The sequence below is a fragment of the Segatella asaccharophila genome (assembly GCF_054687055.1).
The window spans coordinates 14,571-39,023 of the sequence record NZ_BAACAN010000018.1; the positions used below are offsets into that span (position 1 = coordinate 14,571).

Genomic DNA, 24,453 nt, shown 5'->3' on the forward strand with positions numbered 1-24,453 from the left:
CGGAGATTACATGCCATACATTTTCATTTTGTTATAGAGGGTCTTACGGTCAATTCCCAACATCGCAGCAGCCTTCCCTTTATGATTACCGGTAAGCCTCAACGCCTCCTCTATACGGTTCCGCTCACTGTCAGCGCTATACAAGCTCAGGTCTTTTACCTCAGGTGACTGTTCCATATCCAGCACATCATTCTTAATGATCTTCCCTCGTGTCAACAATACCGCCCTCTTAACGACATTTTTCAGTTGGCGCAGATTTCCCGGCCATGAATAGGCGAGCAAGGCCTGTGCAGCTTCCGGCGAAAACCCCATGATGGAACGTCCAAGTTCCTTGTTTGCCTGATCGAGAAAGAAGTTTGCAAAGAGCAGAACATCCTCTCCACGTTCACGAAGAGGAGGCATACGCAACGTAAATTCATTAATTCGATGATAGAGATCTTCCCGGAAACGGCCTTCCATGATAGCTTCCTGAAGATCTTCATTTGTCGCACACACGATACGAACATCGACCTGAATCTCCTTATTCGTACCGATCTTACGAATACAATGCTCCTGTAAAGCACGTAATAGTTGAACTTGAATATGATAACTCAGATTCCCTATTTCATCCAGGAAGAGTGTGCCCCCGTCAGCAGCCTCAAAGGCCCCAGTCTTATCCATTACAGCTCCCGTAAAAGAACCTTTTACATGGCCGAAAAATTCACTGGCCGCCAGTTCATCAGGCATAGCCCCACAGTCAATGGGGACAAACGGTTTGCCGGCCCTCTTGCTCAACTGGTGGATCCGATGAGCGACATACTCTTTCCCCGTTCCGCTGGCACCATTGATCAGCACCGACATCGGAGTAGGAGCCACCAACGCGACATAATCATACAATCGGCGGGCAGGTTCACTTTCTCCCTCGAGGAAATCACTATCCTCCACACTTACTTTTTTATCAGGTCGTTGCTGAAGGTTTTGCGTGACGCTGACAGACGAATGATCCAATGCCTCATGGATCTTCCTGAGCAACTCATCTGGGACAATGGGCTTAGCGATATAATCTACAGCTCCATCCTTCATAGCTTGTACAGCCCCACGAATATCAGCATAGCGAGTCATAATGATAATCGGAATTGCATATCCCTTATGCTGCAGCCAGGATATTAAGGATGTCCCGTCCCGATCAGGGAGCCGGAGATCCGAAAGGACGAGATCAAAGGGAGATTTTTCTATCAGTGCACAAGCCCTTGACACCTGACCGGCCGTTGTCACCTGAAAGCCCTGCTTACCCAGCCACGTCTTGAGCATCGTTGCATAAGTCAGATCATCTTCCACAATGAGAATACGATATTGTTTTTTATCTGTAAACATTCATCTTCTTTAATAGAGATTCCTGATCTCCCTCAAGGATTCTTCCTGAAATCCATTATTCTATGAAAGGTAAGGAAATTGGAATCATGATAACTGGATGCCCCTCCCTCCTCATCATCATAAGCAGTACGAGACACATAGATAATATCCCTGTCATCAAATTGCCAGTCCACATATTGGAAAGCATGGGTCAGCAGATCCGGATGATGCAGCAATATCCTGTTCACTTTCCAGTTCTTCAGATCCTCAGATGACACGAGAGCCAAGGTATTCCTGATCCGGTCAGTGGATACGCCAGGTATCTTTTCCGGTACGTCATTTACGATGGACCAGTATAGATGTGATGCCGGATCATATCTGATAGTAAACTTCTTCGAAGCTCCCGGCATCTTGAAGAAATGATCAGGCAAGAATACCGCGTGCCTGCCGTCTTTACTAATCCTTACCATGGCACAATATTCATCCTGGAGTTGAGGAGCATGCACCCTAAGAATATCAACGATTCCACCGTTTGTATTCCTCACCGCATTTCCTTCAAGCCATCCGCCGAAATAACCCTTCAGATAATCTTTCTGAAAAGGCAGGTGATTCGTTGCGCGCCAATTAGCAGCATGCAACAGATCAGAATGAACCGGCGCAGAGACCATCATGGCGCTGTAGCGAACGCCCCATGCATTACTCTTCCCCGTCGCATATTCCACAGCCCGCCAGAGGCGGCCATGACTGATGACCATGGGAACCGGAGCCGTATGGTATTCGCCCTCCAGCAAGAGGCCATGATCAGCATCATACGGGATCGTCCACGTTCTCCCGCCATCAGTGGAACGGCGGATGATCAGATTACCATGATGCTTGTTCGTTCCCATAATATACAATGCACCATCATGATAAAAGAGATTAGACCAGAACTGGCCTTCAATACGGGAAATCCGGTTCCAGGTCTTCCCCTTGTCAGATGAGCAAAAGACATCTGTTATGGCCTCCTGCCACTCTGAAGAATGTGGACCAAACTCATCATGAGAAACGATATAATCTCCATTTGGCAGCAGACAGATACTCGGAGATCCGATAAAAATCCCCGTTGACTTAGGGATATGGTCAATGACAACTCCCGGAACGACAGGAGACGCTGCAAGAATCTGGCCGGAAAGGACACAAAGCAGCATACCGACCAGGAAAGAACTTATTTTCATCTTCTATATACTCAACATTAACTGACATGACCTTATCTCCCGACATACTCACTCCACACCAGGTTGCGTGACGAGGTACCCACTGAAACCTTAATACGGCCTTCAGGTGTTCTCCATCCATGACGGTCAACGTCCCAGTAAGAGAAAGCACGCTCGTCCAATGGAATCATAATTATTCTGGATTCTCCTGCCTTCAGCTCCACCCTGGAAAAACCTTTCAGTTGCTGGGGAGCATCCTCCACACGGGCAGGGAGTCCGACATACACCTGAACCACCTCTGAGCCTTCCCGGTCTCCAGTATTCTCCACCTTTAAAGAAACCTGCACACCTTTGCCCTTTCTGATCATTTTCATCCCCGAGAGTTTAAAGTGGGTATAAGATAATCCATATCCGAAAGGAAACAGAGGTTTCACCTTATTCTGATCATACCAGCGATAGCCCACGAACAGACCCTCTGAATACTGTGCCACCATTCCCGTTCCAGGGTATTGTGCCACCGACTGCATAGGAGTCTCCTCATCACTTTCAGGAAACGTGACCGGCAACTTCCCGCCAGGGCAAGCCTTCCCGAACAGGATCTCTGCAACAGCCAGGCCATCCTCTTCACCGGGATACCACGCCTCCAACAGAGCATTGCACTTTCCTATCCACGGCATCAGTACCGGACCGCCAGTCTTTAATACGATAATGGCATCAGGATCAGCCTGTAGTACAGCTGAAGCCAGATTATTCTGAGCATCTCCCAAACTGATGGAATGATCGCTTCCTTCCGACTGATGATCTCCAAGTTCCAATATCACGGCATCTGCCTTCCGGGCGACCTCAACCGCACTGTCAGCATCCAGTCCGCTATATCTGTATATTCTGACCCCATTACCAAGAAATTGCTGCATACCATCTTCAGGGTTGACCTGCAGGATCGGTTCCACATGAGAACTCCCCCCGCCACCCGTAGAAGCCTTTGCCGTGTAAGGGCCAATCAAGGCAAGACTATGGATACGGTCTTTACTGAGCGGCAACAGATGTTTGTCATTTTTCAGCAGGACCATCCCCTCTTCACCCAACACTTTAGCAGTTACTGCATTTGCAGCAGGAATAGCCCTTCGCTGAGGGCTCTTGACCCAGACGCCAAACCTCATCATCGTACTGAATCGTCGTATGAGCTTCGCATCCAGTTCTGATTCCGAGACCTCTTTCTCCTCTACAGCTTTCTTCAGAGCCTGCCCAAAATATTTATCATCCGGAAGTTCCAGATCCAGGCCATATTTCACACAAGGAACCGTACTGTGGACCGCTCCAAAATCAGAAGTAACAAAGCCTGTAAAGTGCCATTCATTCCTCAGCACCTGGTTAAGCAGAAAGTTGTTCTCTGTACAATGGTGTCCGTTTACCTGATTATAGGCAGCCATGACAGAGGCCACCTTCCCATCCTTCACAGCCATCTCGAACGCAGGCAGATAGATTTCCCGAAGAGTCCGCTCGCCAATGATTTCATTGATTTTAAAGCGGTTACTCTCCTGGTTGTTAGCAGCATAATGCTTTACATTAGCCATTACCCCTTCTTTTTGTATGCCCCTGATATTTGCAGCGCCTATTGACCCGCTCAGGAAAGGATCCTCTCCAAACCCTTCAAAAGTACGTCCGTTATGGGGGGTTCTTGCAATATTAACATCAGGAGCTTCCAGCAGGACATTTCCATAATCTGCCGATTCACTCCCCTCTATCCTTCCATACAGGTAAGCAGCAGACCGGTCCCACGTGGCAGCCAGAGATATGGGCGCAGGCAGGGCTGTGGCAGGTCCGGCATGCCCCTTTCCGGCAGGGCCGAACCCGGCAGGACCATTGCACAAAGGCATGTCTGGAATCTCAAGTCTTTTTACTCCTAAAACGATACGGAATTCATTCTTGTTACTGGTCCCATGCATCTGTGAGATCTTCTCATCCAGTGTCATCTTTTTGACCACACTTGCAGCACGCTGCCGGTAATCTATATGGTTCTGGGCCATTAGCATCGCCGGGCTGAAAGCCAGCAACGCAACCAAACTGTAAAATTTAAATCCGTTCATTATTCTCTATGTTTTAAGTACATGATAATCATCCCTTCCTTCAGACCTCATGATAAACCAGGATAACGACCTGTCCTTCAAGCAACCGGCAGTCCTTCTGGCATTTCTTTTTCAAACTCAAAATTACGAAAATTACTTTAAAGTGCCAAATGTAATCATATATATGACGAGCAATTAAATAAATACAACAATATTAATAAAAAAGTGTCAAAATGGAGTTACGCTCCACGCCCTATGCCAGTTGATTGATATACTCCATCATTTCCTTTTCATGACGGCACACGCTCTGGTAAAGAGCCCATTGGTTCCTGGCGCGAATTAAGTTATGCTTCGGATATTTAATCTTGTAATAGACATCCCCATTGATATAGTCCGTCACGAACCGGACACATTGCATGAAAGGGAACAAAGCCGCCGCATAAGGCAAGTTGTCCCGCTCTGTTTGCGTCAGGAAATCAGCAGTGCCCTCCAGATACCCTTTGGTAAATGACCGGAAGATTTCCATATTAAATCCTACACGGTCAATCTGCGGATCATCCTCTGCGACAAAATTAGCACCGGTACGAAGGAAATCACCATAATCAGAAAACACGAAACTTGGCATGACGGTATCCAGATCGATCACGCAAAGAACATTACCGTTCTCGTCAAACATCATATTGTTCACCTTCGTGTCACAATGGCAGATACGTTTAGGAAGCAGGCCCTGCCTATATAAACGTTCAGACCTGCACATACGATACTGATCCTTCTCCAGCATTTCTATCATTGGTCTCACCTCGTCCACACGACCCTTCACATCAGCATTCACCGCATCATGCAACTGTCGTATCCGGAGTTCAATGTTATGAAAATCAGGAATAGTTTCCCCGAGATGTTCAGGAATATCAATAAGCATACTCTCGAAATGTCCAAAGGCTTTTCCAGCCTGAAAGGCATATCCGGGTGTTACAGTATCATAGGTTTTTGCATGGGAGATAAAGATCATCATCCTCCAGTATTTCCCATCAGAAGATTTAAAATAGCACTTCCCATCAGTAGCAGGCATGAAAGTAAGCACCTTCCTGTCAACATCGGTTACCCCCTGAGTTTCGAGTTTGTGACGGATATGAGTAGTGACTACTTCAATATTGTGCATCAGCAGATCCACATCACTAAAGACCTGATGATTGATACGCTGCAAGACATAATCCGGAGTCTGACTATCCGAAGTCGACACCTTGTAAGTATCATTGATGAGTCCTTCTCCCAAGGGTCTGACCTCTACAGGAGTACCCTTCAAGGCAAAATGCCCGATAATACTATTAAATGATTGTTCCATAATATGATCTTTAAGGTTTATTATCGCGGTGAACGGATTGACAATTCTGTCCCCTCCCCTTCTCAGGCAAGGCCGTAAACTGATGGAAGCCAGAGCCAACCGTTCCAAAATACAGGAAAGGTCCCTGATCATGACCGGACACGGGATATATCTTCCTTCCATTATCCTTTACGCTGTATCCACGGAAAGAAAAAGGCAGATAAACTTTTGCCTGCATATTTGCAGGAAGGGTAAACTGCAAATGATAACCATTCTTTTTGTTTTCAACACGCATACGGATGCCCCCTCTGATCGTTGGCACCAAAGCCTCAACCCACTTCAGATCACCAATCTGGGGTTTGATGCTCACCTCACTAAAGCCAGGTAATAATGGTTGTACACCCAGCAATTTCATTGGAATCACATTTGCAGGAGCACACCCCCAGGCATGATTCCAGTCCTGATTAGGCTTGTATTTCTGATCCCATGCCTCCATGGTAATCGTAGCCCCGGCCCTCAGCATATTATACCAGCTCCGGTCATCGGTCTTCGTCAGGAGATGCAAGGCATAATCAGCATCACCAGTATGATATAAAGCATCCAGAAGAAACTGTGCGCCATAGACACTGCATGCCATCCCCCGTGACTCAATAAAACGAACAACGGAACATTGCCTGTCCTCTGGAACGATCCCGAAAGCCAGTGGAAAGATATTGGAATGAAGAGAGGCATGAGAAGTCGTCAGCCCATCCTGATAACAATTTTTATCCTTATTCCAGAACGAATGATTAAAAAGTAGTCCAACACTTTCCGCCTGCTGTAAATACTTTTGGGACTCCTTATCCTTGCCAAGGGCACGTGCAAGGTACGACATGACTTTCAGTCCCTCATCATAATACGCATTAACGACAGCATTATAGTCTGTAAAAACAAATCCATCCGTTTCGCCACCGTCTTTTTCATTCAAACCTTTTCCCCTACTCGGCCAGTCCACAATATCCTTGATCTTTCCTTTAGATTTTATGGATGCAAGGAACTCCGGTGTCTGTAATCCCGTTGTGGTACTGATCAGCCCGTTCCGTTCCTGCAAAGTCGTCAAGAGATCAGGTTTCAACTGCTGATAAGTAGACCAAAGCATACGGTTGTCACCCGTATACAGATAATCGTTCCAAGCAATCAAGGCCGTCTGCAAGACCCATTCCGTAGGCCAGGTAGGATGATTCAAAATATATTTATAAGTACGACGGGCCATCGAATATTCACGATCGACACCGTAGTGTCCCAGCTGATTGATATAAGTATCCGCAGCATAAGGTGTACGCTCCCTGTCCCCATCCACATAAATACCGGCGAAAGAAGTAGCTTTTATTGAATATTTGCACAAATCATAAATCTGGTTCAATGTGTCATCATTGCATCTGAAGGAGGAAGCGTCATCATTAAAAGGATAATGGACCACTTCACGCACGACATCCTTTCTCTTCAGATGAAAGCCTTTGCCCTCAATCTCACAGTATCTGAACGGCAATACCTGGCCGATATAATCCGGCATCGGTATGGCACTTCCGGAAGTGTTCCGCCGGTCTTTAACGATTATGACGGAATAGATCTGCCGCCCCTTCTTCAAGGGCAGTTTATACTCTTCATAACGGACCGTACCCTCAGGATGACGGTTCACCCTACCATCAGCCAGGCATTCACCCAGACGGACAAGCACCGTATCGGTTCCCTGGTCTGAATAGATGTTCAAAGAAATTTGTCCGAAAGCATCCCGGCCAAAATCCGCTAAAAAGACATCCGCTCCCAGACGAGTCAACGATTCAGGATATTCCTTTGTCTTCACCAATGGATAACAGGACACGGAAGAATCAGAAAGTGATGCAGCCGTACGGAAGGCTTTCAAATCAGACCAGGCACTCTTACCGTCCGTATCCGTACGATCCCTGACCTTCCAGAAATAAGTTCTATCCGGTTGGAGTCTCTTCCCCTGATAGACAATTGCAACCGACTGACGGCTATGGACCCATCCACTATTCCACATCAGAGTTTTATCAGATATGGCATCTTGGTCATTGTCCAACACTACAATCTGATAGGCTGATTGAGAAGTGTTTGCTTTTTCCCCATTTACAATCCAACTGAACCGCGGTTTTAATGATCTGATCTCAGCATACTGAAATGGACCTTTCAATTTCTGCGTTTCCCCTACTGAATATCTTGTCAAATGACCATTTTGCCATGTCAGTTCAGTATGAGCCAGTAAATCGGTCATTAAGCCATAAGGCCGGGAAACCGTAATACCTTTTGCCCGACCCAAAACCGAGCATAGCGCAAATACCATAAAGGACAAAATTATCTTTCTACAGTTCATAATATCTCTTTAAAACTCACAAAGGATTTCAAAGCAAAGATATGAAAAAAGTCTGAAGATTCGAAATAAAGACAGGACAAATTATTCACGAAACCGGAACATATAAAGTCCTACACAGATTGAATGCTATACGCTAACTACCTAACTGTTCCGAGATGCAAAGTATAAACATTTGCTTCATTTAACTTCGTAAAGTAGTACAAAGCATCATTATGAGCTCCTAATGGCCAGACACCAGATGCTCATCCATCCTTCTTTTCATTCAACGTTTATAGAAAGCACGAAAAGCAAAGCAAAAATGAACCCATAACGTAGTGAATAATCCATAATGACTTCTCATCACCCGGAATCGTTCCTTCAATGATGCTTTATGATTTTTAGTCGTTAACCCTTCGGACAGATAATGAGTTACGACGCCATGGACATTTCTTAATTTCAATTTTCTTTTTTCACATTCTTTCATGACTCGAATGCACCAGTCTACATCAGCCGAATAGTGATAATCGGTATTATAAGGAATATCTCTTGCTATTTTAGTTAAAGCATAGAATGACTGATGACACACTAGCATGCCCCATTTAAAACTTCTCCAGGAGAGATGCTCCGGAGGACATAATCGGCGATGATGCAAGAAATTACCATCACTATCTACGATATCCGTATCCCCATAAAGTACACCAGGAAGATCTTCTCTTTCCCCAACACTTAAAGAAATCCGATCTAAAGTATCATCAGAAGGAAAAGTATCCCCTGCATTCAAAAACACGAGATAATCATTTTGGGCCTGTTGCAGACCTTTATTCATTGCAAAATAAAGCCCCTTATCTTTCTCAGAAGTGATCCTTACTATATGTCCTGTCCGTTCCTTATCATTGGCATACTGATAGTTTCTGGCCATTGCCAAAGTACCATCTATAGAGGCACCGTCAATAATAAGATGCTCAACGCCTCGATAAGTCTGCCTGAGTACACTCCTCAGCGTTTTTTTCACTACGGCCTGAGCATTATAAGTACACGTAATGACCGTAAATGTAATCATAGGCGATAATGCTTAAAAGCTCTGACCTGATCATAAATTTCTATATACTTCATAGCTACAGCATGTTGCGAATAATTTAATTCCACCTTATGCCGGCAATCTTGACGAATTGCACTCTGATCAGGCTCCGAAAGTATCGCATAAATTCCTTCGGCCAGATCATCTATATCTTTATAATTAGCTACGTACCCATTCTTCTGATGATCTATCATTTCCGGAATTCCCCCTACCCGAAAGCCTACACAAGGGATTCCACAGGACATGGCTTCCATGATCGTATTCGGCAAGTTATCCTCAAGAGAAGGTAAGACATAAGTATCCACCGAATTATAAATATCCACTATCTTTTTCTCATCGTTGACATAGCCTTGCGGAAAGACCGGAAGAGGTAACTTTCCAACAATCTCTTCTGAATGGCCTCCTAGGATGACAATACCCATCTTTTGCTTTGCTGCCGGATACTTCTCCACGAGTTTCTGGATTGCGGCAATAAAATAGGACATTCCTTTTCGCTTATCAGTAACCCTTTGAGAAACGAACAGGATCAGTTTTTTATTTGCAGGCAACCCCACTCTTAGACGAGATGTTTTCTTATCCAAAGGAGTAAAGACCCGAGTATCAATAGGATTGGGAATATCGGTCAGACTTTGTCCTGTAAGAAGGGCACTCTGCTCAGCCTGATTTCTAAGCCATTTGCTGCAAGCCACGAAATAAATATTTCCTAATTTTAATATTGCCTGCTTCCTTCTCCAAATCTTATTAGACAGATCACGGTCAGAGCCACCATGCGGCAACAGAGGACAATGATGGCAAGAAGTCTGAAAGTGTGTACAACCATGCGTATAATGGCAAATGCCTGCAGCAGGCCAGAAATCATGCATCGTCCATACAACGGGTTTACCACTTAAAACAATTTTCTTTATATCTTTTAAAGACAACATACCATGGTTCACCCATGAGAGATGGATGACATCAGCCTCCTTAAATTCTCTCAATTTTGTTATGTCTGTCCCCGCATTAGCAATATCAATATCCCAAAGATGATTTTTAGAAAAATGCAAATGCCAATAGACGCACCACCGTTCCCACAGGAAACTCCTGTTCCCATAATGGGGCAGATGAGCCACAGTAATATCATCTGTTTCCTTATCACGTACCAGCATCTTTGCTTTAACGCCATTGTTGTTAAGTGCATCCATCAATCGATTAGCTGCGACAGCAGCTCCCCCGATCCGCTCACTCGTGTTTACAATCAGAACTCGCATAGTAATGAATCCTTTACATTGAGAGGTGACCTGCAACAGCAGACTCCTGAAATGCAAATATAGCAATAAAATAAAGAATGCACGCAAAAAACATAAAAAAAATACGCTACGACCCTCATCGGGCTGCAGCGTACTGCCTATGTTTAACTAAAAAATCTTTCTTAACGAAAGACAGTCTCGCGACTCCCTTTGTTATCTGTTAAACAATCATTTAAATCTACCTTAAACCTAATAACTAAAAACCTAAATTTATTACTACTAACCTAAACAATCTATTAACCTTTTTGTACTTGCAAAGATAGCCTGCTTTTTCTACTTATACAAGAATAAGCTATACTTTTCTCGTGATCTGCACTTCTTCTTGACATAAATCAACTATTTGTGTGCGAACACATTGACAATATCCGTTCCGCCCAAATATTGTCCTGAGTCAGGACGAGACAAATATTTTTAAGCTTTATCCGATTTGTTTTTCGATGAGAACGACCGCATACGCAGAAATACCTTCCTGACGGCCCGTAAAACCAAGATGCTCAGTAGTAGTAGCTTTCAAGGAAATATCATCTTCATCAGCCTTCAGAACTCCAGCCAGACAAGTTTTCATAGCAGGTATATAAGGGTTTAACTTAGGCTGTTCCGCACAAACCGTAGCATCAATATTAGCTAGTGCATATCCTTTTTTCCGTACCAAGTCCATTGTCCTACGAAGAAGGATTTTACTGTCAATATTCAGTGTAGACGCAGCAGTATCCGGAAACTGATAACCAATATCACGCAAATTTGCCGCTCCCAAAAGAGCATCACAAATCGCATGAATGAGGACATCTGCATCACTATGTCCTAACAATCCCTTGGCATAGTCAATACGAATTCCACCCAGCCAAAGTTCACGTTCCACAACCAATTTATGGACATCATATCCAAAGCCAACCCGTATATTCATAATCTTTATCAAATTTTCTCCTTGACAAGGAGCATAACATTTTCTATATTTCAAGATTACGTCCGCTCATGCCCTCTTCTGCGCCCAAGCTCTATTATTCTATTCTATTTCTGATAGAATTCCAACACCTTGCGGTCTTCCAGATAACCGGTAATACGATCATTAATATGAGCAGGCATCAATTCTACAGGGCATCCCGTAAAGAGGAGATCACCCGTTTTCAGTGTAAAATTCGTACTGACCGAAGAAACAAGTTCATCAACTGTATGGATCATATCAGAAGAATAACTTTCCTGAGCCAACCCGTCATTGACCTTCAAACTAAAGCGAAGAGTCTGAACATTGCTAAAATTTTCCTTATCCGTCCAATCACCGAGAACGGCAGAACAGTCAAAGCCTGTTGCTTTTTCCCAAGGTAATCCCTTCCCACTCAATTTTTTTTGCAAATCAGCAGCAATAAAATTCACCCCTACAGTCACTGCATCATAATAGCGGTGTGCAAAGCGCGCAGGAACAGATTTTCCCAAACGGCTTATGCGTACCACCAATTCTGCACAAAACCGGATCTCCCCCAAATTATCCGGAACAAAAAAAGGTTTATGATCCTTGAGCAACGCAGAATCAGGTTTCAGATATATGATGGGATCCTTCGAGCGCAAAGTCCCAGAAGACACCTGATCATGGCCAGAATAATTGTGTAATACTACGAATATCTTCATGTCAAGATAAATAACACACAGATAGAAATGTCCACATTTAAAAAGGATAATAAAAGTTGATAAAAGGAAAGGTGCCTGTTCTTCAAAAAGACAGACACCCCCTATAATAATCCAAGTCAGTGGATATAAAGTTCTCCTAATTATTACAGGAAACACCCATCTGACCCAATATCAAAAACGCAATCACAAATGCTGAACTATTCAGCAAGCAAAGTAAAGCGTTTGAAATTTACGATCTCAAGATCCCTATCCTGTTTTTTAAGCCAGTCTGAGACACTTATTTTATCACCATCACTAAACTGGAATTCCTGATCTACGAGGCAATTTTCCTTATAGAATTTATTCATGCGGCCCTTAGCGATATTCTGGACCATCTGCTCAGGTAAATGAGCAGCCTTTTGATCAGCCACCTCTTTCTTAATTTTCCGGATCTCATCAGCATCCGTTTCAGTGATTTCCTTTTTCAAAAGTCCCTCATTAAGATGTTCCTCACTCTCTGCAATATAGAGATTGTATCCAGCCTTCTTCAAAGCGTTATTAACAGCTTTCTGAATTTGCTCCTCCTTCGTCTTCTGGACAGCTATTTCCAGTTCTTTATCCTTAACCTCCTGAGCCACATGAGCTTCATCAAGAGCAACAGGATTCATTGCAGCAACCTGCATAGCCACCTTATGAGCAGCCTCTTCATTTTCCTTATTCAGTTGAACCATCGTAGCCAGTAAGTGCTTATTCATGTGGTCATAAACAGACACATGATCACCTTCGATAAAATTATAGCCATCCAGGTCCATGTGCTCACCCGTAATACCAGAGCGATGTTTCACAGCCAGATCAGCAGTATCTCCACTAGAAAGTTTCAGTTGTCTTACTTCCTCAAGCGTTTTACAACGATTAGCCACGGCAGCATCAAGTATTTCCTGCACCATAGCGATAAAGTCTTTTCCTGCAGCAACAAAATCCGTTTCACATTTCACGCCGACCATAGCTGCAAAGCCCGGGACTTTCTTAACGAGTATACAACCATTGGAAGTTGCCCGATCAGAACGTTTAGCGGCGATGGCCAACCCCCGTTCACGCACAAGTTCTATGGCTTTATCCATACTGCCTTCAGCCTCAACAAGAGCTTTTTTACAATCTGCGAGGCCAGCACCAGTCATCTTACGAAGTTTCTGAATATCTTGAATCGAAACCTTCATTTTAATTTCTCCTTTATAAATGATTAAAAAATAAAAAAGGTCCTTATAATCATGTACGCGAAAGACCATGCGTCATGAATTACTCGGACCTCCTATCGTTTTATTCAGCCGCAGGGGCTTGCTCTTCAGTTTTAGGAGCCGCAGCTTCAGCCTTAAGAGTTTCTTCCGTCTCAGGAGCTTCTTTTACAGAAGCCTCCTCCTGCGGGGCATTCTCTACCTTAGCATCAGATGAAGCTTCACTCTTACGAGCTTTCCGTGCAGCATGCCTTGGGTTCTCACCTACTTCCTCCTTCTGCTCAGCAGCAGCCTTTTCATCAGCCTTTTCAACCTTACGTTCTTCAAGGCCTTCAGCAATAGCGCCACAAACAGCATTCAAAATAACCTCTATAGAATCTTTAGCGTCATCATTTGCAGGAATAACGTAATCAATATCACGAGGATCAGAGTTAGTATCAACAATACCGAACACGGGAATACCCAGGCGATTAGCCTCCCTGACAGCGATATGCTCCTTGAGCACATCAATCACGAACAATGCGCTAGGCAGACGAGTCAGGTCAGCGATAGAGCCGAGATTTTTCTCCAGTTTAGCACGCTGACGTGTAATCTGCAGAAGTTCACGCTTAGACAAATTAGCAAAAGTGCCATCATTCATCAGTTTATCAATGTTCGCCATTTTTTTCACAGCCTTACGGATAGTCGGGAAGTTAGTGAGCATACCGCCCGGCCAACGTTCAACAACATAAGGCATATTGACAGATGCAGCTTTTTCAGCTACGATATCTTTGGCCTGTTTTTTAGTAGCGACGAACAGGATTTTCTTTCCAGATTTAGCAATACCCTTTAAAGCCTCAGCAGCTTCATCAATTTTAGCCACTGTCTTATTGAGGTCAATAATATGGATACCATTACGTTCCATAAAGATATAAGGAGCCATTGCGGGGTTCCACTTTCTGTGGAGGTGTCCGAAATGACAACCTGCCTGGAGTAACTGGTCAAATGTAGTTCTTGACATTTTCTTAGTAATATTAAATTGTTTACTTTCCTTGTTAATTCTTTTCTTGTTAGAAACAACCGTCTGGTAGTCGGGGAATGAAATTCCGATAAATCAGTTCCTGTCTATTTTCAAATAGTTAAATGGAGCCACTTCCATACGAATCCAGCCGATTTGGATACTAAACTTTAGTTCAAACCTTTCCCCGGCATAAAAGGGGATATTGTGCCGGCATAGAAAGTTTAACGCTTGCTGAACTGGAAGCGGCGGCGAGCCTTTGGACGTCCTGGTTTCTTACGTTCAACCTCACGGCTGTCACGAGTAAGAAAGCCTGCATCCTTCAAGGCCTTTTTATCATCAGCATTTATCTTTACCAGCGCACGGGCGATAGCGAGGCGTAAAGCCTGACTCTGACCTGTAAAACCGCCCCCAAAGATATTAGCCTGAATATCATACTTTCCATCAGCATCCAACTGTTTCAGCGGTTGTAGAACGACATAACGAAGGATATTTGATGGAAAATATTTTTCAATATCTTCTTTATTGATTATAATCTTACCGGTTCCTTCCTTCACGTAGATACGAGCAATAGAACTCTTACGGCGACCGATTGCATTTATTACTTCCATCTTGATTTCCTAATTATTTGTACTGATTAATATCGATTTTCTTCGGTTTCTGAGCCTCTTTATCATGCTCAGGGCCTTCATAAACATAAAGATTATCCATTAAGGCACGGCCCAAACGACCCTTAGGAAGCATACCTTTTACGGCATGACGGAGGAGTTTGTCAGTTCCCCCCGAACGTTTGCGCAACATAGCAGGATTAGAGAACCGCTGACCACCCGGATAACCAGTATAGCGAATATAAACCTTATCCGTCTCTTTCTTACCCGAGAAAACAACTTTATCAGCATTGACTAAAATAACATTATCACCACAATCAACGTGAGGTGTAAAGTTGGGTTTGTACTTTCCACGGAGCAGTTTAGCAACTTTTGTACAGAGCCGACCTACGATCTGACCCGTGCAATCTACCACGACCCACTCTTTCTTCACTGTTTCCTTATTAGCAGAAACAGTTCTGAGACTTAATGTGTCCATTTTAATTTTTAAATTTACTACTAAAAAACTTAAATTATGATCTATTCAGCGTGCCCTGCAAATCCCCAGTCTAAAAGAGATATTGCAAGGTGGTTCGCTGCTGCGCAATCGATTCTCCAACTATGGCAATCGGCCAAAACTGCCATTATTAACACGAAAACGCCCGGGAATCCTAAGTGTACCCCCGAATAATCAGTTTGCAAAGGTACATAATTTATTTTTAATGATCTTTCATGATTAGCTAAAGCTCATAACTAATTAAGTGTTATTAACTTTATTTATGATAATCAGCCATTCGTACGATACTTATCCACTTTCTTCTTATCCAACTCCGCATCAACCAGATGACGGTTTAACTTATCAACATTATAAGACATGATAAATCTCAACTTATTTAACGAAGTAGGATGGCACGAAAGATAAAGTTGCTTTGGCATATAAATTCCATACAAACTTGTCTTATTGTCAAATGTACTGAAGAACCGTCCCCTGCCACTTAGGATCCACATTTCTGCCTTAAAGCGATCCTTTCTCTTTTTTTCATCCAGTACAGCCAACTGAGTCAGATATTCAGAACGAGCCCACCAAAAATTACCGGAATAATGAGAATGACGGGTATAAGGGGGATCCAACTTTAAAGTTCCATAAGTATCATACCCCTCCATTAAGACATTAACGGCTACTTGCCATCTATCAAAAACGAAATATTCCATCATCTTGCGCCATGCCGTTACATTGCGTTTAAATTTCCGATAGTCTCGTGAATGATTTGTTGTTGACATGAGCGAGATTCCCTTGGTATGGAAATAGTAGACCAGGCATTTATGATCTCTGCAGAAACCTTGTATGAAATTCAGCGCTGGAAATTCAAACTTTGTTTTATCTTTTCCTACCGCAATAACCTCCCATTTCTCATCAGGACCCATGATAGAACGAAGCTCCCCCATATCACTGTCTTTTGAGATAATACAACTGACAAATAACTTTTTCGTGGCAGCCCACAGCCCAGAAGACCTCAAACTCTCCATCTGATCTTTGACCAGACTCTGCCATCCCGGAGCACAAAATATATGATAGACACCATATATCTGGGGAATATCCTTCGGCAGACGATCCCAGGGAGTCAGGTCATAACGTTTATAAACATGAAAAACAGAATCGTATAATGATTTCAGAGACATCGTTGCTAATAATTGAATTTGGGCACAAAAATACACATTATTCTTTGAACATCAACGATTTAGTTGTAAATTTGCACGAAATAAATTTCAAGATGAACAAGAATCAAACCATTTCCGTCATCCTATGCACCTATAATGGAGAGAAATACATACAGGAACAAATCAATTCCATATTGAAACAGACCTATCCTTTATATGAATTGATTATCCAGGATGACCGTTCCGATGACTCTACACCGAGCATCTGCGAAGCCTTTGCAAAAGCCCACTCCTTCATCAAGTTTTATCAAAACCCAAGAAGATTAGGATTCAACGAGAATTTCAAGACCGCAACAGCCAGAGCCACAGGGGACTATATTGCTTTATCCGATCAGGATGATGTCTGGTATCCGAAAAAACTAGAACAGCAAATGGCTGCTATCGGCGATCATGATCTCTGTTTCTGCTGCCACTACCGCGGTACGAGCCCAGACCATTGTGTCTATGTGACTCCGCAATACACCCCAGAAGCACTTCTCTTCAATGCCTTTGCCGGTCACACGATGCTCCTCGAGCGTCATTTTGCACAAGATCCGGGAAATTGGTTAAATTATATTCCTTATGATTGGAGTCTGGCGATCCAGGCACAACTCCACCACGGCATTATCAGGGTCGATGAACCTCTCAACTGGCATCGTACGCACAGTAATTCTACCGTTGCGGCCGAACAGAGAAGATTTCATAAGGAATTCAATCACAAGTTAACCTATCAACCCTATCTATACGGATTAAGGAATTATCACACACTCCAGCAAAAAGACACATGGAAATCACTTTACCGTCATATCTATGCCTCAACCTCAGAAGATTTCCTTCCCTTGTCACACGAGATGAGTCATTTAATGTTACAAAAGGATTTTTTTGCACTACTCCGTCTCTGCTGGCTCTGCATGAAGCACCGGCATACCATTTATTATAATGGCAATGCAAAAGGAATCAGTGGAATCATCAGAAGTTTTTTCTATCCCCTTATCTTCTCTTATAACAATGTGCAGTACGATATCTGCAAGCCACATTTCTAAAAGACAACTATAAGCATAAACTCCGTATGCCTCACCAGATAAACGATCATTCCTGCATAGACTGCATCAGTCTTTCAAACATAGTCTTCAGGCTATATTGAGGTTTCCACCCTAAAGTCCGGATCTTGTGAGTTGACAAACGTAATTTCGTAGTTGGAGGATAACCCATATTTTCTTTTAGTTCAATCACAGGTTTGAGTTGAGGTGCAAACTCCCGGCAAAGAAATTCAGCCATATCAATTATTGATATATATGTTTGCTCATTTGCCACATTATAAGCCTCCCCGTCTCCACCACGCAACAAGATATAAAGTATTCCACTCATGGCATCCATCGTATAACAATAGCAGTGTCCAACCTCACCTTTCGTATAGAGCACGATATTCTTCCCTTGCAGGATATTCCGAGAAAACTGGGCAAATACCCGATGATCATCTTTCGACACACCTGCGCCAAAAGTCTGAGCCAATCTGGCAACTTTCACAGGAATATGATATTCCTCAGCAAACGCACGACAAAAGCATTCTGCCGTACGCTTAGCCATAGGATAGCTACTCCTCGTCGACATCGGATCAAGATAGCCTTGTTCATCCTCCGTCAAAGGTTGACGATCATCATATATCGAGCCATAAACCTCCATGGAAGAGATATAGACTAGCGACCTCAAAGGCTTTTCCCGTGCAAAATCCAGCACCTTCTCAATTCCATTCACTCCCGTCTGCAAAGTCTCGACAGGATGTTCCACGAAATATCTTGATGCAGTAGGACTAGCAAAATGGATAAAATAGTCCGTACGAGGAGGAGCAAAAGGAGTAAGGGAGGCGAAATCACAGACATAATAAGAAAGGGTAAGATCCGGCGCTCCAAACAGACGCTGAGCTTTCTCCAAATCTCTGACCACTGCAATAATCCGAAGTTGGAGGTCATACTTCTCGTTAAGGGCCAGCAAGCACCTTACCATACACGATCCCAATAGTCCGGTCGCACCTGTGATCGTCAAAGACTTATCCCTTAATTCCCCATAAAGAGGGAAACGAGAAACGAACACAGAGATGTCTTCTTTTAGAGTTGCATTCATAGCCTTAAGCATTCAACGTCCTTATCTATCCACGTTTTTTCATTTTCATCCACTAAAGAATCCCGAATATCTGCTGATCCTCATGTACCTTAATCATGGCCCGCAAGACGAAATAGTCTGTAGGGGTAGTAATCTTGATATTCTCCATAGGTCCTATGATCGTACCAAGTTTATACCCATAAGAGCTCATCATCGTACAAGAATCTATGAAATCGTGATGTCCTTCACTCCTTGCCCTTTGATGAGCACCCAGAATATCTTTCAGATAAAAACTCTGTGGGGCCCTGGCGATTAAAGAATCAGAACGTTTCGGAATTTCGAGGAGATTATCTTTCTGCCTTACGATAAAAGTCTCCGTGGCAGGAATACAGGTGATGCAAGATCCACACGCTTTCACCTTATTAATATTATCCGTAATCGTTTCCTCAGTAATCAAAGGTCTCACGCCATCATGAATAAGGACAATATCATCCGCTGACTCTGAGATTTCCTGGGCTGCCTTCAGTCCATTATAAATTGAGTCCTGCCCGGTACTCCCACCAGGAACAATTTTAGCGACCTTAGTAATTTCAAATTTCCGTAATTGCTTTTTCAGAAAGGGTATCCATTCCTCAATACAAGCTACCACGATAGCATCAATCAGAGGATGATTATCAAACAGTTCCAGCGTATAGATAATGATCGGTTTCCCGTTCAAGTCCAGGAACTGCTTGGGTCTGGACTTGGTATGCATGCGGACACCCGATCCTCCAGCAAAAATAACGGCTATATTCATAAGAAACACATTTTATTCATCAATAATGATGTCCACCTTATGGCGATCACGCTTATCCACCGGCGGAAGATCCATATAATTGCCATAAGCAATACGGCAGAAACGCTCTGGCTGAGCCGGCCCTTCAAAAAGATGCCCCTCAAATAACAAGTTCCGGTGAGGGACCATACATTCTTTAGGGTGCCGTTCATAAAACCAAGCCCCATAAGAATGCATACAAGATTGAGAATTCCCGAACAAATGCCCCAAAAGCCGAAATACAGGAAACAAAATATAGTGAAGCCCATCATAACAGAATTGGGCAATGTGCGGATGGACACCCGCAAATCTCAAATTTACATTCACAGACAATTTTCCAGCCAGCCTCTGCAGTCCCGGAATCATGTGGTCTTCGTAAGGGAAGATGTCTATATGCAATCCGCTAAAGTGCTGGGCTTCGAAACACCGGCGATCCGCACTCTCATCAGCGTCGTGACTCACCGTATGACTTCTAAGGTCCCTCAGCATAGCCCATTCCTTATAGTATCCCTTATCCGTCTCATTGTCCTGCAACACATACTGAGGATGCGGATGATCTTTCAGATAGCGGCAGAGACGTTTGAAATCCTTATGAGCAACGACAAAGTCCACATCATCATCCCAGGGTATAAATCCACCATGGCGGAGTGCTCCCAGCACATTACCACCATCCAGACGACAGGGAACACCTATCCTGTGCGCAGTCTGCTGCAGATATACAGCCATATCGAGCATCCTCAATTGTGCTCTCCTGAGCACCGAACCCTCGGGGTTATATTTCTCTCGAAGATCCTCTTCAGTTTCTCCTGTATTATAGGTCTTCAGCATCCGTATTTTTTCATTATATGTTGCAAAGATAGTATAAAATTCTGAAAGATCCTATACCTTCTGAAACTTATCATTGTTATGTTTCCCATACTGGTATCCAAATACTTTTCTCAGAAACTTCTGCCAATTAAAAGAAATCATAAAATGGCAACGGTCCATAAGGGGAGAATGTGATTGCCGGTAAACAGATGACGGAAGATAAGTACTATACAATAAGGCCCATGTATCAAAAGCGCTGAAATCCCTAGGATGTTGTTGATATATCCAGCGTTCAGCCAGAAACCGATCACCGCGTTGGTCCTTCCGGATTACCTGCAATTTTCTCACATATTCAGAACGTACCCACCAGAAATTCCCAGCATACATATAGAAATGCCCAGGTTGGTGAGGATACTGTGGAGGATAGCGATAAGAACCGTATGTATCGTAGCCCTCATTCAACACATTTACCGCCACCTCCCATTTATCCATCAGGAAATATTCCATCAAGTTTCTCCAGGCCTCTTCGTTCCGTTTAAATTTTTTAAAGTGGTAATCTGATTTTCTCGATGCATGATAAGATATTCCCTTGGTATGAAAATAATAAAAATAACAGTCCCCGGCATCACACTTTCTTTTAATATAGTCCAGTGCCGGATATTCATAGAGATGAGCATCAGAAGAAACTGATATGATCTGTAAACGATCATCAGGAATAATCATCTTCAGTTTTTCAATATCCTCCGGATGAACTGTGATACAGCTGACAAAAAACCTTTTAGTCCTGAAGAACAATCCGCTCGCTTTCAAATGTGACATCTGCAAACTGACCAATTTCTCCCAACCGGTATCACAATAAATATGGTACATACCATAAATCACGGGATGAGAAGACGGTTGGTGTTCCCATCGAGAAAGGTCTTTACGCTCATAAAAGTGAAAAAACGTATTATAAATATGCTGTAGACACATTCTCTGACTCTGATGACATTTAAGAAACAAATGTAAATTATTTCCTTCATAATCAGTTCAAACACATCTATATTTTTCACAAAATTAAAACATGAAAGATAAATTTCAATTATCGTTCAAATAATATTGTTGTTGTTTTAACGATAAGAATCATAATCACGGATTCTTACGATTTAGAACACAAGGACCAAAATGGTGCATTTCGCCCTACCGAAATGGTGCATTATGGTATACCATTATGGTGCATTTCGGTGTACCAAAATGGTGCATTTTACTCCTCCATGACTATTTTGTGACTATGGCTATACCACTTCATTCCGTTCAATTGATCCGATGTAAGATCTCAGCTACCTCTCTTGCACATACTCGGTCATTATAATACCTTTCAGCCAGAAGGCGCCCCCTCTTTCCCATTTCTGCAGCTTCTTCAGGATGAGAAGACATATACTCAACAGCCCTGATCCAACCCTTCACATCTCCATAGTTCACCATGATGCCACATCCCTCTTTTTCTATATCCATAGGCATCTGAGCATTCCTGCTACAGATCATAGGTATCCCTAACGCCATTGCCTCAACTACAGTAGTCAGTCCGACAGTATAATCAGACTCCTTGCAACAAATGACTGCACAAGCAGAACTGTAGACTTTTCGGGCAAGAGAACTGATGACATTACCAGAAATATAATGTACCCGGACATTAGAATGCAAGGATAAAGACTCAAACAGTTGTTCATAGTTGAATCCCCTGTCAATCCTACAAATATAAATATCCAACGAGGCACAAGTATGGTTAAAGGCATGGACTAAAGTTGTCATATCCCGATGTTCCTTTCCGGTAGAAACAAATCCCTGATGATGTATCCCTGTCATAGAAGCCATCAACCGATCATAAAAATCCAAGTCAGCCCCCCAATGTACGACATGAGCATGATCAGGACGAATCTTTTTCGTTTTCAAGGAATCATCTACCAGTTTTTGGGAAAAGAAAATAGTCTCATCAATTCCTCTGTAAAAGATTCTGGCCAAAGCCTCCCGTATGGGATTATGAGCGGTCACGGCAGGCTGATGGTGCCAACAGATAACAGGATGGGGGAACAATCTGAAAGCCCGAAGGAAGATAATTACTTCAAGACCACGAAAAGTAGTGGCATACACCGCATCATACGTTTTACGTCGACGCCACAAAGTCCAGGCAGTATGTAAGGACAATTTCCACCGGTAAGGTGTCAATACAGGCCGGTGATAGATCACATGAATACCCAGTTCGGGAAGATGAGTAGAACCATACAGCAGATGTCCAGGGAGCAACCCTTTAGTCCATTTCTCATAAAATGCAGAAGCTGGAATATTATGATAATAATATACTGTCATATTCTTAAAAACGAGTAAAAGGCCGAACATCAGACACAGTAAAATGCAGATACACTTTGGCCAGGCGATGCTCTTTTGTGCAAAAATACTGTTTTTTCTTTGAAATTCAATGATTAAACACTACTTTTGCATATCATTTATTGATTAGATCCCATGAGTTCTCTCAAAGAAAAAACAGCATCAGGTCTGTTCTGGGCCGCCATGAACAATGGTTGCATGCAAATTCTGAATGCCATCATCGGCATTTTCCTGGCCCGGTTATTGCTCCCCGCAGACTACGGACTCGTGGGTATGCTGACCATTTTCAGTGCCATTGCCACGACCCTACAGGAAAGTGGTTTCACTTCAGCACTGACCAACAAGAAACGGGCAACAGATAACGACTATAATTCTGTTTTCTGGTTTTGCAACTTCTTAGGTATTCTGCTGTATCTCGTCCTTTTTTTCTGTGCACCGCTGATAGCCGACTTCTTCCACCAGCCAAAATTAGTCCTTCTCTCCAGAGTAGATTTTCTGTGCATTCTTCTCTCAGCAATAGGAATTGTCCCACAGGCTTACCTGTACAAAAACCTGATGATTAAGCAGACCACCCTACTGAGAGTTTCCGTCCTTGCCTTATCAGGCATAGCAGGCATCACCATGGCCCTCAATGGAATGGCTTACTGGAGCATCGTTACGCAGCAACTCATCTATGTCGGTTTGCAAAGTCTTGGTAAATTCTTTCTGATGCCCTGGAGGCCCTCCTTCCACATTGACTTCCAGCCAGTAAGAAAGATGTTCGGATTCAGCAGTAAGATCTTGATAACTAACGTTATCGGGCAGATCAGCAGCAATATCCTGACCGTCATCTTCGGACGCCTTCTGCCGGTTAAGACAGTAGGCAATTTTACTCAGGCCAACAAATGGAATGGAATGGCGTCTTCTACCGTATCGGGCATGATTGCGCAAGTTGCCCAACCTGTATTTTCTTCCATTCAAGATGAGGGGGACCGACAATTGAATGTCCTACGGAAAATGATGCGCTTCACATCTTACCTATCCTTTCCTGCCATGTTCGGGCTGGCAGTCATTGCCCCCGAATTCATTATTCTGTTAATTTCAGACAAATGGGCAGACAGCATACCTATCCTTCAGATCCTCTGTGTCAGCGGAGCCATTGCCCCATTATACCTGCCCCTGCAGAATCTGATGATCAGCCACGGCCGTTCCGATTTATTCATGTGGGTGAGCATTGCTCAAATCATCGTCCAATGCACCATCATCCTGGCATTTGCCCGTTATGGCATTCTTACTATGATAGCCGTATACTCCCTGTTTTATATGCTTTGGACCATTATATGGCAAATGCCACTAAAGAGAATCGTAGGGTATACTTTCCTTAACCTTCTCCAGGACACGATACCGTTCATGCTCTCTGCCCTCTTCGCCGTAGGGATTGCTTACATTTCCACCATGACTTTTCATAGCCTCATCATCAGACTGATCTTAAAGGTCATTATTGCTGCCGGCATTTATTACTTGTTAATGAGACTGGCACATGCAAAGATTCAGAAAGACTGCCTGAACTATTTATTTCACCGAAACAAGAACTTGTAGAAAATGCGCAGGACATAGGCACCCGTTCAATCAACAGAAATGAATTTT

At 43.3% G+C, this 24,453-nt stretch carries 21 protein-coding genes; 2 read left to right on the forward strand and 19 right to left on the reverse strand.

What is annotated here, in order from left to right:
- Positions 1-6: 6 nt before the first annotated feature.
- The 14 genes from ACYRYG_RS10010 to ACYRYG_RS10075 form a co-directional block, all read right to left on the reverse strand.
- On the reverse strand, positions 7-1,353 hold the full coding sequence (locus tag ACYRYG_RS10010; RefSeq protein ID WP_294075761.1) for a sigma-54-dependent transcriptional regulator: 1,347 nt from the start codon (positions 1,351-1,353) through the stop codon (positions 7-9).
- 32 nt (positions 1,354-1,385) lie between these two features.
- Positions 1,386-2,546 (reverse strand): sialidase family protein, encoded by a 1,161-nt coding sequence (locus tag ACYRYG_RS10015; protein WP_293418170.1) that lies wholly within the window; start codon positions 2,544-2,546, stop codon positions 1,386-1,388.
- A gap of 32 nt (positions 2,547-2,578) precedes the next feature.
- Entirely contained in the window at positions 2,579-4,612 is a 2,034-nt protein-coding gene (locus ACYRYG_RS10020) for a beta-glucosidase family protein (protein WP_460198072.1), read from the reverse strand.
- A gap of 232 nt (positions 4,613-4,844) precedes the next feature.
- Positions 4,845-5,933, reverse strand: a complete 1,089-nt coding sequence (locus ACYRYG_RS10025) for a phosphotransferase enzyme family protein (RefSeq protein ID WP_293418174.1) — start codon at positions 5,931-5,933, stop codon at positions 4,845-4,847.
- A gap of 10 nt (positions 5,934-5,943) precedes the next feature.
- Positions 5,944-8,253 carry a family 78 glycoside hydrolase catalytic domain gene (locus ACYRYG_RS10030; RefSeq protein ID WP_460198073.1) on the reverse strand — a complete coding sequence of 770 codons (2,310 nt, stop codon included), beginning with the start codon at positions 8,251-8,253 and terminating at the stop codon, positions 5,944-5,946.
- A gap of 292 nt (positions 8,254-8,545) precedes the next feature.
- Positions 8,546-9,322, reverse strand: coding sequence for a glycosyltransferase family 2 protein (locus ACYRYG_RS10035; RefSeq protein WP_294077167.1), 777 nt, complete (start codon positions 9,320-9,322; stop codon positions 8,546-8,548).
- The gene (locus ACYRYG_RS10040; protein ID WP_293418180.1) at positions 9,319-10,587 is read right to left on the reverse strand and encodes a glycosyltransferase family 4 protein; all 1,269 of its coding nucleotides are present in this window, start codon (positions 10,585-10,587) and stop codon (positions 9,319-9,321) included. Before ACYRYG_RS10040 ends, ACYRYG_RS10035 begins: the two co-directional genes overlap by 4 nt.
- A 457-nt stretch (positions 10,588-11,044) precedes the next feature.
- On the reverse strand, positions 11,045-11,530 hold the full coding sequence (gene ispF, locus ACYRYG_RS10045) for a 2-C-methyl-D-erythritol 2,4-cyclodiphosphate synthase (protein WP_293418182.1): 486 nt from the start codon (positions 11,528-11,530) through the stop codon (positions 11,045-11,047).
- A 104-nt stretch (positions 11,531-11,634) separates the two neighbouring features.
- The gene (locus tag ACYRYG_RS10050; protein WP_293418184.1) at positions 11,635-12,249 is read right to left on the reverse strand and encodes a fumarylacetoacetate hydrolase family protein; all 615 of its coding nucleotides are present in this window, start codon (positions 12,247-12,249) and stop codon (positions 11,635-11,637) included.
- Positions 12,250-12,446: 197 nt separating this feature from the next.
- Positions 12,447-13,445, reverse strand: a complete 999-nt coding sequence (tsf, locus tag ACYRYG_RS10055; RefSeq protein WP_293418186.1) for a translation elongation factor Ts — start codon at positions 13,443-13,445, stop codon at positions 12,447-12,449.
- Between the two features lie 100 nt (positions 13,446-13,545).
- Positions 13,546-14,460, reverse strand: a complete 915-nt coding sequence (gene rpsB, locus ACYRYG_RS10060; RefSeq protein ID WP_293418188.1) for a 30S ribosomal protein S2 — start codon at positions 14,458-14,460, stop codon at positions 13,546-13,548.
- A gap of 221 nt (positions 14,461-14,681) precedes the next feature.
- Positions 14,682-15,068, reverse strand: a complete 387-nt coding sequence (gene rpsI, locus ACYRYG_RS10065) for a 30S ribosomal protein S9 (protein WP_293418190.1) — start codon at positions 15,066-15,068, stop codon at positions 14,682-14,684.
- Positions 15,069-15,081: 13 nt separating this feature from the next.
- Entirely contained in the window at positions 15,082-15,543 is a 462-nt protein-coding gene (gene rplM, locus ACYRYG_RS10070) for a 50S ribosomal protein L13 (RefSeq protein WP_294077165.1), read from the reverse strand.
- 287 nt (positions 15,544-15,830) lie between these two features.
- Entirely contained in the window at positions 15,831-16,724 is an 894-nt protein-coding gene (locus tag ACYRYG_RS10075) for a hypothetical protein (protein WP_293418194.1), read from the reverse strand.
- Between the two features lie 92 nt (positions 16,725-16,816).
- On the opposite strand from ACYRYG_RS10075, the gene ACYRYG_RS10080 reads away from it, so the two are divergent.
- Positions 16,817-17,785, forward strand: a complete 969-nt coding sequence (locus ACYRYG_RS10080; RefSeq protein ID WP_293442072.1) for a glycosyltransferase — start codon at positions 16,817-16,819, stop codon at positions 17,783-17,785.
- A gap of 46 nt (positions 17,786-17,831) precedes the next feature.
- On the opposite strand, the gene ACYRYG_RS10085 is transcribed toward ACYRYG_RS10080, so the two are convergent.
- From ACYRYG_RS10085 to ACYRYG_RS10105, 5 genes are all read right to left on the reverse strand, one after another.
- A complete protein-coding gene (locus ACYRYG_RS10085; protein ID WP_294077163.1) occupies positions 17,832-18,863 on the reverse strand; it encodes an NAD-dependent epimerase/dehydratase family protein in 1,032 nt (343 codons plus the stop codon).
- A 52-nt stretch (positions 18,864-18,915) separates the two neighbouring features.
- A complete protein-coding gene (locus ACYRYG_RS10090; protein WP_293418200.1) occupies positions 18,916-19,638 on the reverse strand; it encodes an IspD/TarI family cytidylyltransferase in 723 nt (240 codons plus the stop codon).
- Positions 19,639-19,650: 12 nt separating this feature from the next.
- The gene (locus tag ACYRYG_RS10095; protein ID WP_293418202.1) at positions 19,651-20,484 is read right to left on the reverse strand and encodes a LicD family protein; all 834 of its coding nucleotides are present in this window, start codon (positions 20,482-20,484) and stop codon (positions 19,651-19,653) included.
- Positions 20,485-20,535: 51 nt separating this feature from the next.
- The gene (locus tag ACYRYG_RS10100) at positions 20,536-21,333 is read right to left on the reverse strand and encodes a hypothetical protein (RefSeq protein WP_293418204.1); all 798 of its coding nucleotides are present in this window, start codon (positions 21,331-21,333) and stop codon (positions 20,536-20,538) included.
- Between the two features lie 423 nt (positions 21,334-21,756).
- The gene (locus tag ACYRYG_RS10105) at positions 21,757-22,809 is read right to left on the reverse strand and encodes a glycosyltransferase (RefSeq protein WP_293417496.1); all 1,053 of its coding nucleotides are present in this window, start codon (positions 22,807-22,809) and stop codon (positions 21,757-21,759) included.
- A gap of 153 nt (positions 22,810-22,962) precedes the next feature.
- Between ACYRYG_RS10105 and ACYRYG_RS10110 the strand changes: the two genes are divergently transcribed.
- Positions 22,963-24,405 carry a lipopolysaccharide biosynthesis protein gene (locus ACYRYG_RS10110; RefSeq protein WP_293417499.1) on the forward strand — a complete coding sequence of 481 codons (1,443 nt, stop codon included), beginning with the start codon at positions 22,963-22,965 and terminating at the stop codon, positions 24,403-24,405.
- The last annotated feature ends 48 nt before the right edge of the window (positions 24,406-24,453 follow it).

What these genes read in the sequence shown, in the direction of transcription:
- ACYRYG_RS10010 (WP_294075761.1), bottom strand. Translation starts at nt 1,353, where the DNA reads ATGTTTACAGATAAAAAACAATATCGTATTCTCATTGTGGAAGATGAT.
- ACYRYG_RS10015 (WP_293418170.1), bottom strand. Translation starts at nt 2,546, where the DNA reads ATGAAAATAAGTTCTTTCCTGGTCGGTATGCTGCTTTGTGTCCTTTCC.
- ACYRYG_RS10020 (WP_460198072.1), bottom strand. Translation starts at nt 4,612, where the DNA reads ATGAACGGATTTAAATTTTACAGTTTGGTTGCGTTGCTGGCTTTCAGC.
- ACYRYG_RS10025 (WP_293418174.1), bottom strand. Translation starts at nt 5,933, where the DNA reads ATGGAACAATCATTTAATAGTATTATCGGGCATTTTGCCTTGAAGGGT.
- ACYRYG_RS10030 (WP_460198073.1), bottom strand. Translation starts at nt 8,253, where the DNA reads ATGGTATTTGCGCTATGCTCGGTTTTGGGTCGGGCAAAAGGTATTACG.
- ACYRYG_RS10035 (WP_294077167.1), bottom strand. Translation starts at nt 9,322, where the DNA reads ATGATTACATTTACGGTCATTACGTGTACTTATAATGCTCAGGCCGTA.
- ACYRYG_RS10040 (WP_293418180.1), bottom strand. Translation starts at nt 10,587, where the DNA reads ATGCGAGTTCTGATTGTAAACACGAGTGAGCGGATCGGGGGAGCTGCT.
- ispF (WP_293418182.1), bottom strand. Translation starts at nt 11,530, where the DNA reads ATGAATATACGGGTTGGCTTTGGATATGATGTCCATAAATTGGTTGTG.
- ACYRYG_RS10050 (WP_293418184.1), bottom strand. Translation starts at nt 12,249, where the DNA reads ATGAAGATATTCGTAGTATTACACAATTATTCTGGCCATGATCAGGTG.
- tsf (WP_293418186.1), bottom strand. Translation starts at nt 13,445, where the DNA reads ATGAAGGTTTCGATTCAAGATATTCAGAAACTTCGTAAGATGACTGGT.
- rpsB (WP_293418188.1), bottom strand. Translation starts at nt 14,460, where the DNA reads ATGTCAAGAACTACATTTGACCAGTTACTCCAGGCAGGTTGTCATTTC.
- rpsI (WP_293418190.1), bottom strand. Translation starts at nt 15,068, where the DNA reads ATGGAAGTAATAAATGCAATCGGTCGCCGTAAGAGTTCTATTGCTCGT.
- rplM (WP_294077165.1), bottom strand. Translation starts at nt 15,543, where the DNA reads ATGGACACATTAAGTCTCAGAACTGTTTCTGCTAATAAGGAAACAGTG.
- ACYRYG_RS10075 (WP_293418194.1), bottom strand. Translation starts at nt 16,724, where the DNA reads ATGTCTCTGAAATCATTATACGATTCTGTTTTTCATGTTTATAAACGT.
- ACYRYG_RS10080 (WP_293442072.1), top strand. Translation starts at nt 16,817, where the DNA reads ATGAACAAGAATCAAACCATTTCCGTCATCCTATGCACCTATAATGGA.
- ACYRYG_RS10085 (WP_294077163.1), bottom strand. Translation starts at nt 18,863, where the DNA reads ATGAATGCAACTCTAAAAGAAGACATCTCTGTGTTCGTTTCTCGTTTC.
- ACYRYG_RS10090 (WP_293418200.1), bottom strand. Translation starts at nt 19,638, where the DNA reads ATGAATATAGCCGTTATTTTTGCTGGAGGATCGGGTGTCCGCATGCAT.
- ACYRYG_RS10095 (WP_293418202.1), bottom strand. Translation starts at nt 20,484, where the DNA reads ATGCTGAAGACCTATAATACAGGAGAAACTGAAGAGGATCTTCGAGAG.
- ACYRYG_RS10100 (WP_293418204.1), bottom strand. Translation starts at nt 21,333, where the DNA reads ATGTACCATATTTATTGTGATACCGGTTGGGAGAAATTGGTCAGTTTG.
- ACYRYG_RS10105 (WP_293417496.1), bottom strand. Translation starts at nt 22,809, where the DNA reads ATGACAGTATATTATTATCATAATATTCCAGCTTCTGCATTTTATGAG.
- ACYRYG_RS10110 (WP_293417499.1), top strand. Translation starts at nt 22,963, where the DNA reads ATGAGTTCTCTCAAAGAAAAAACAGCATCAGGTCTGTTCTGGGCCGCC.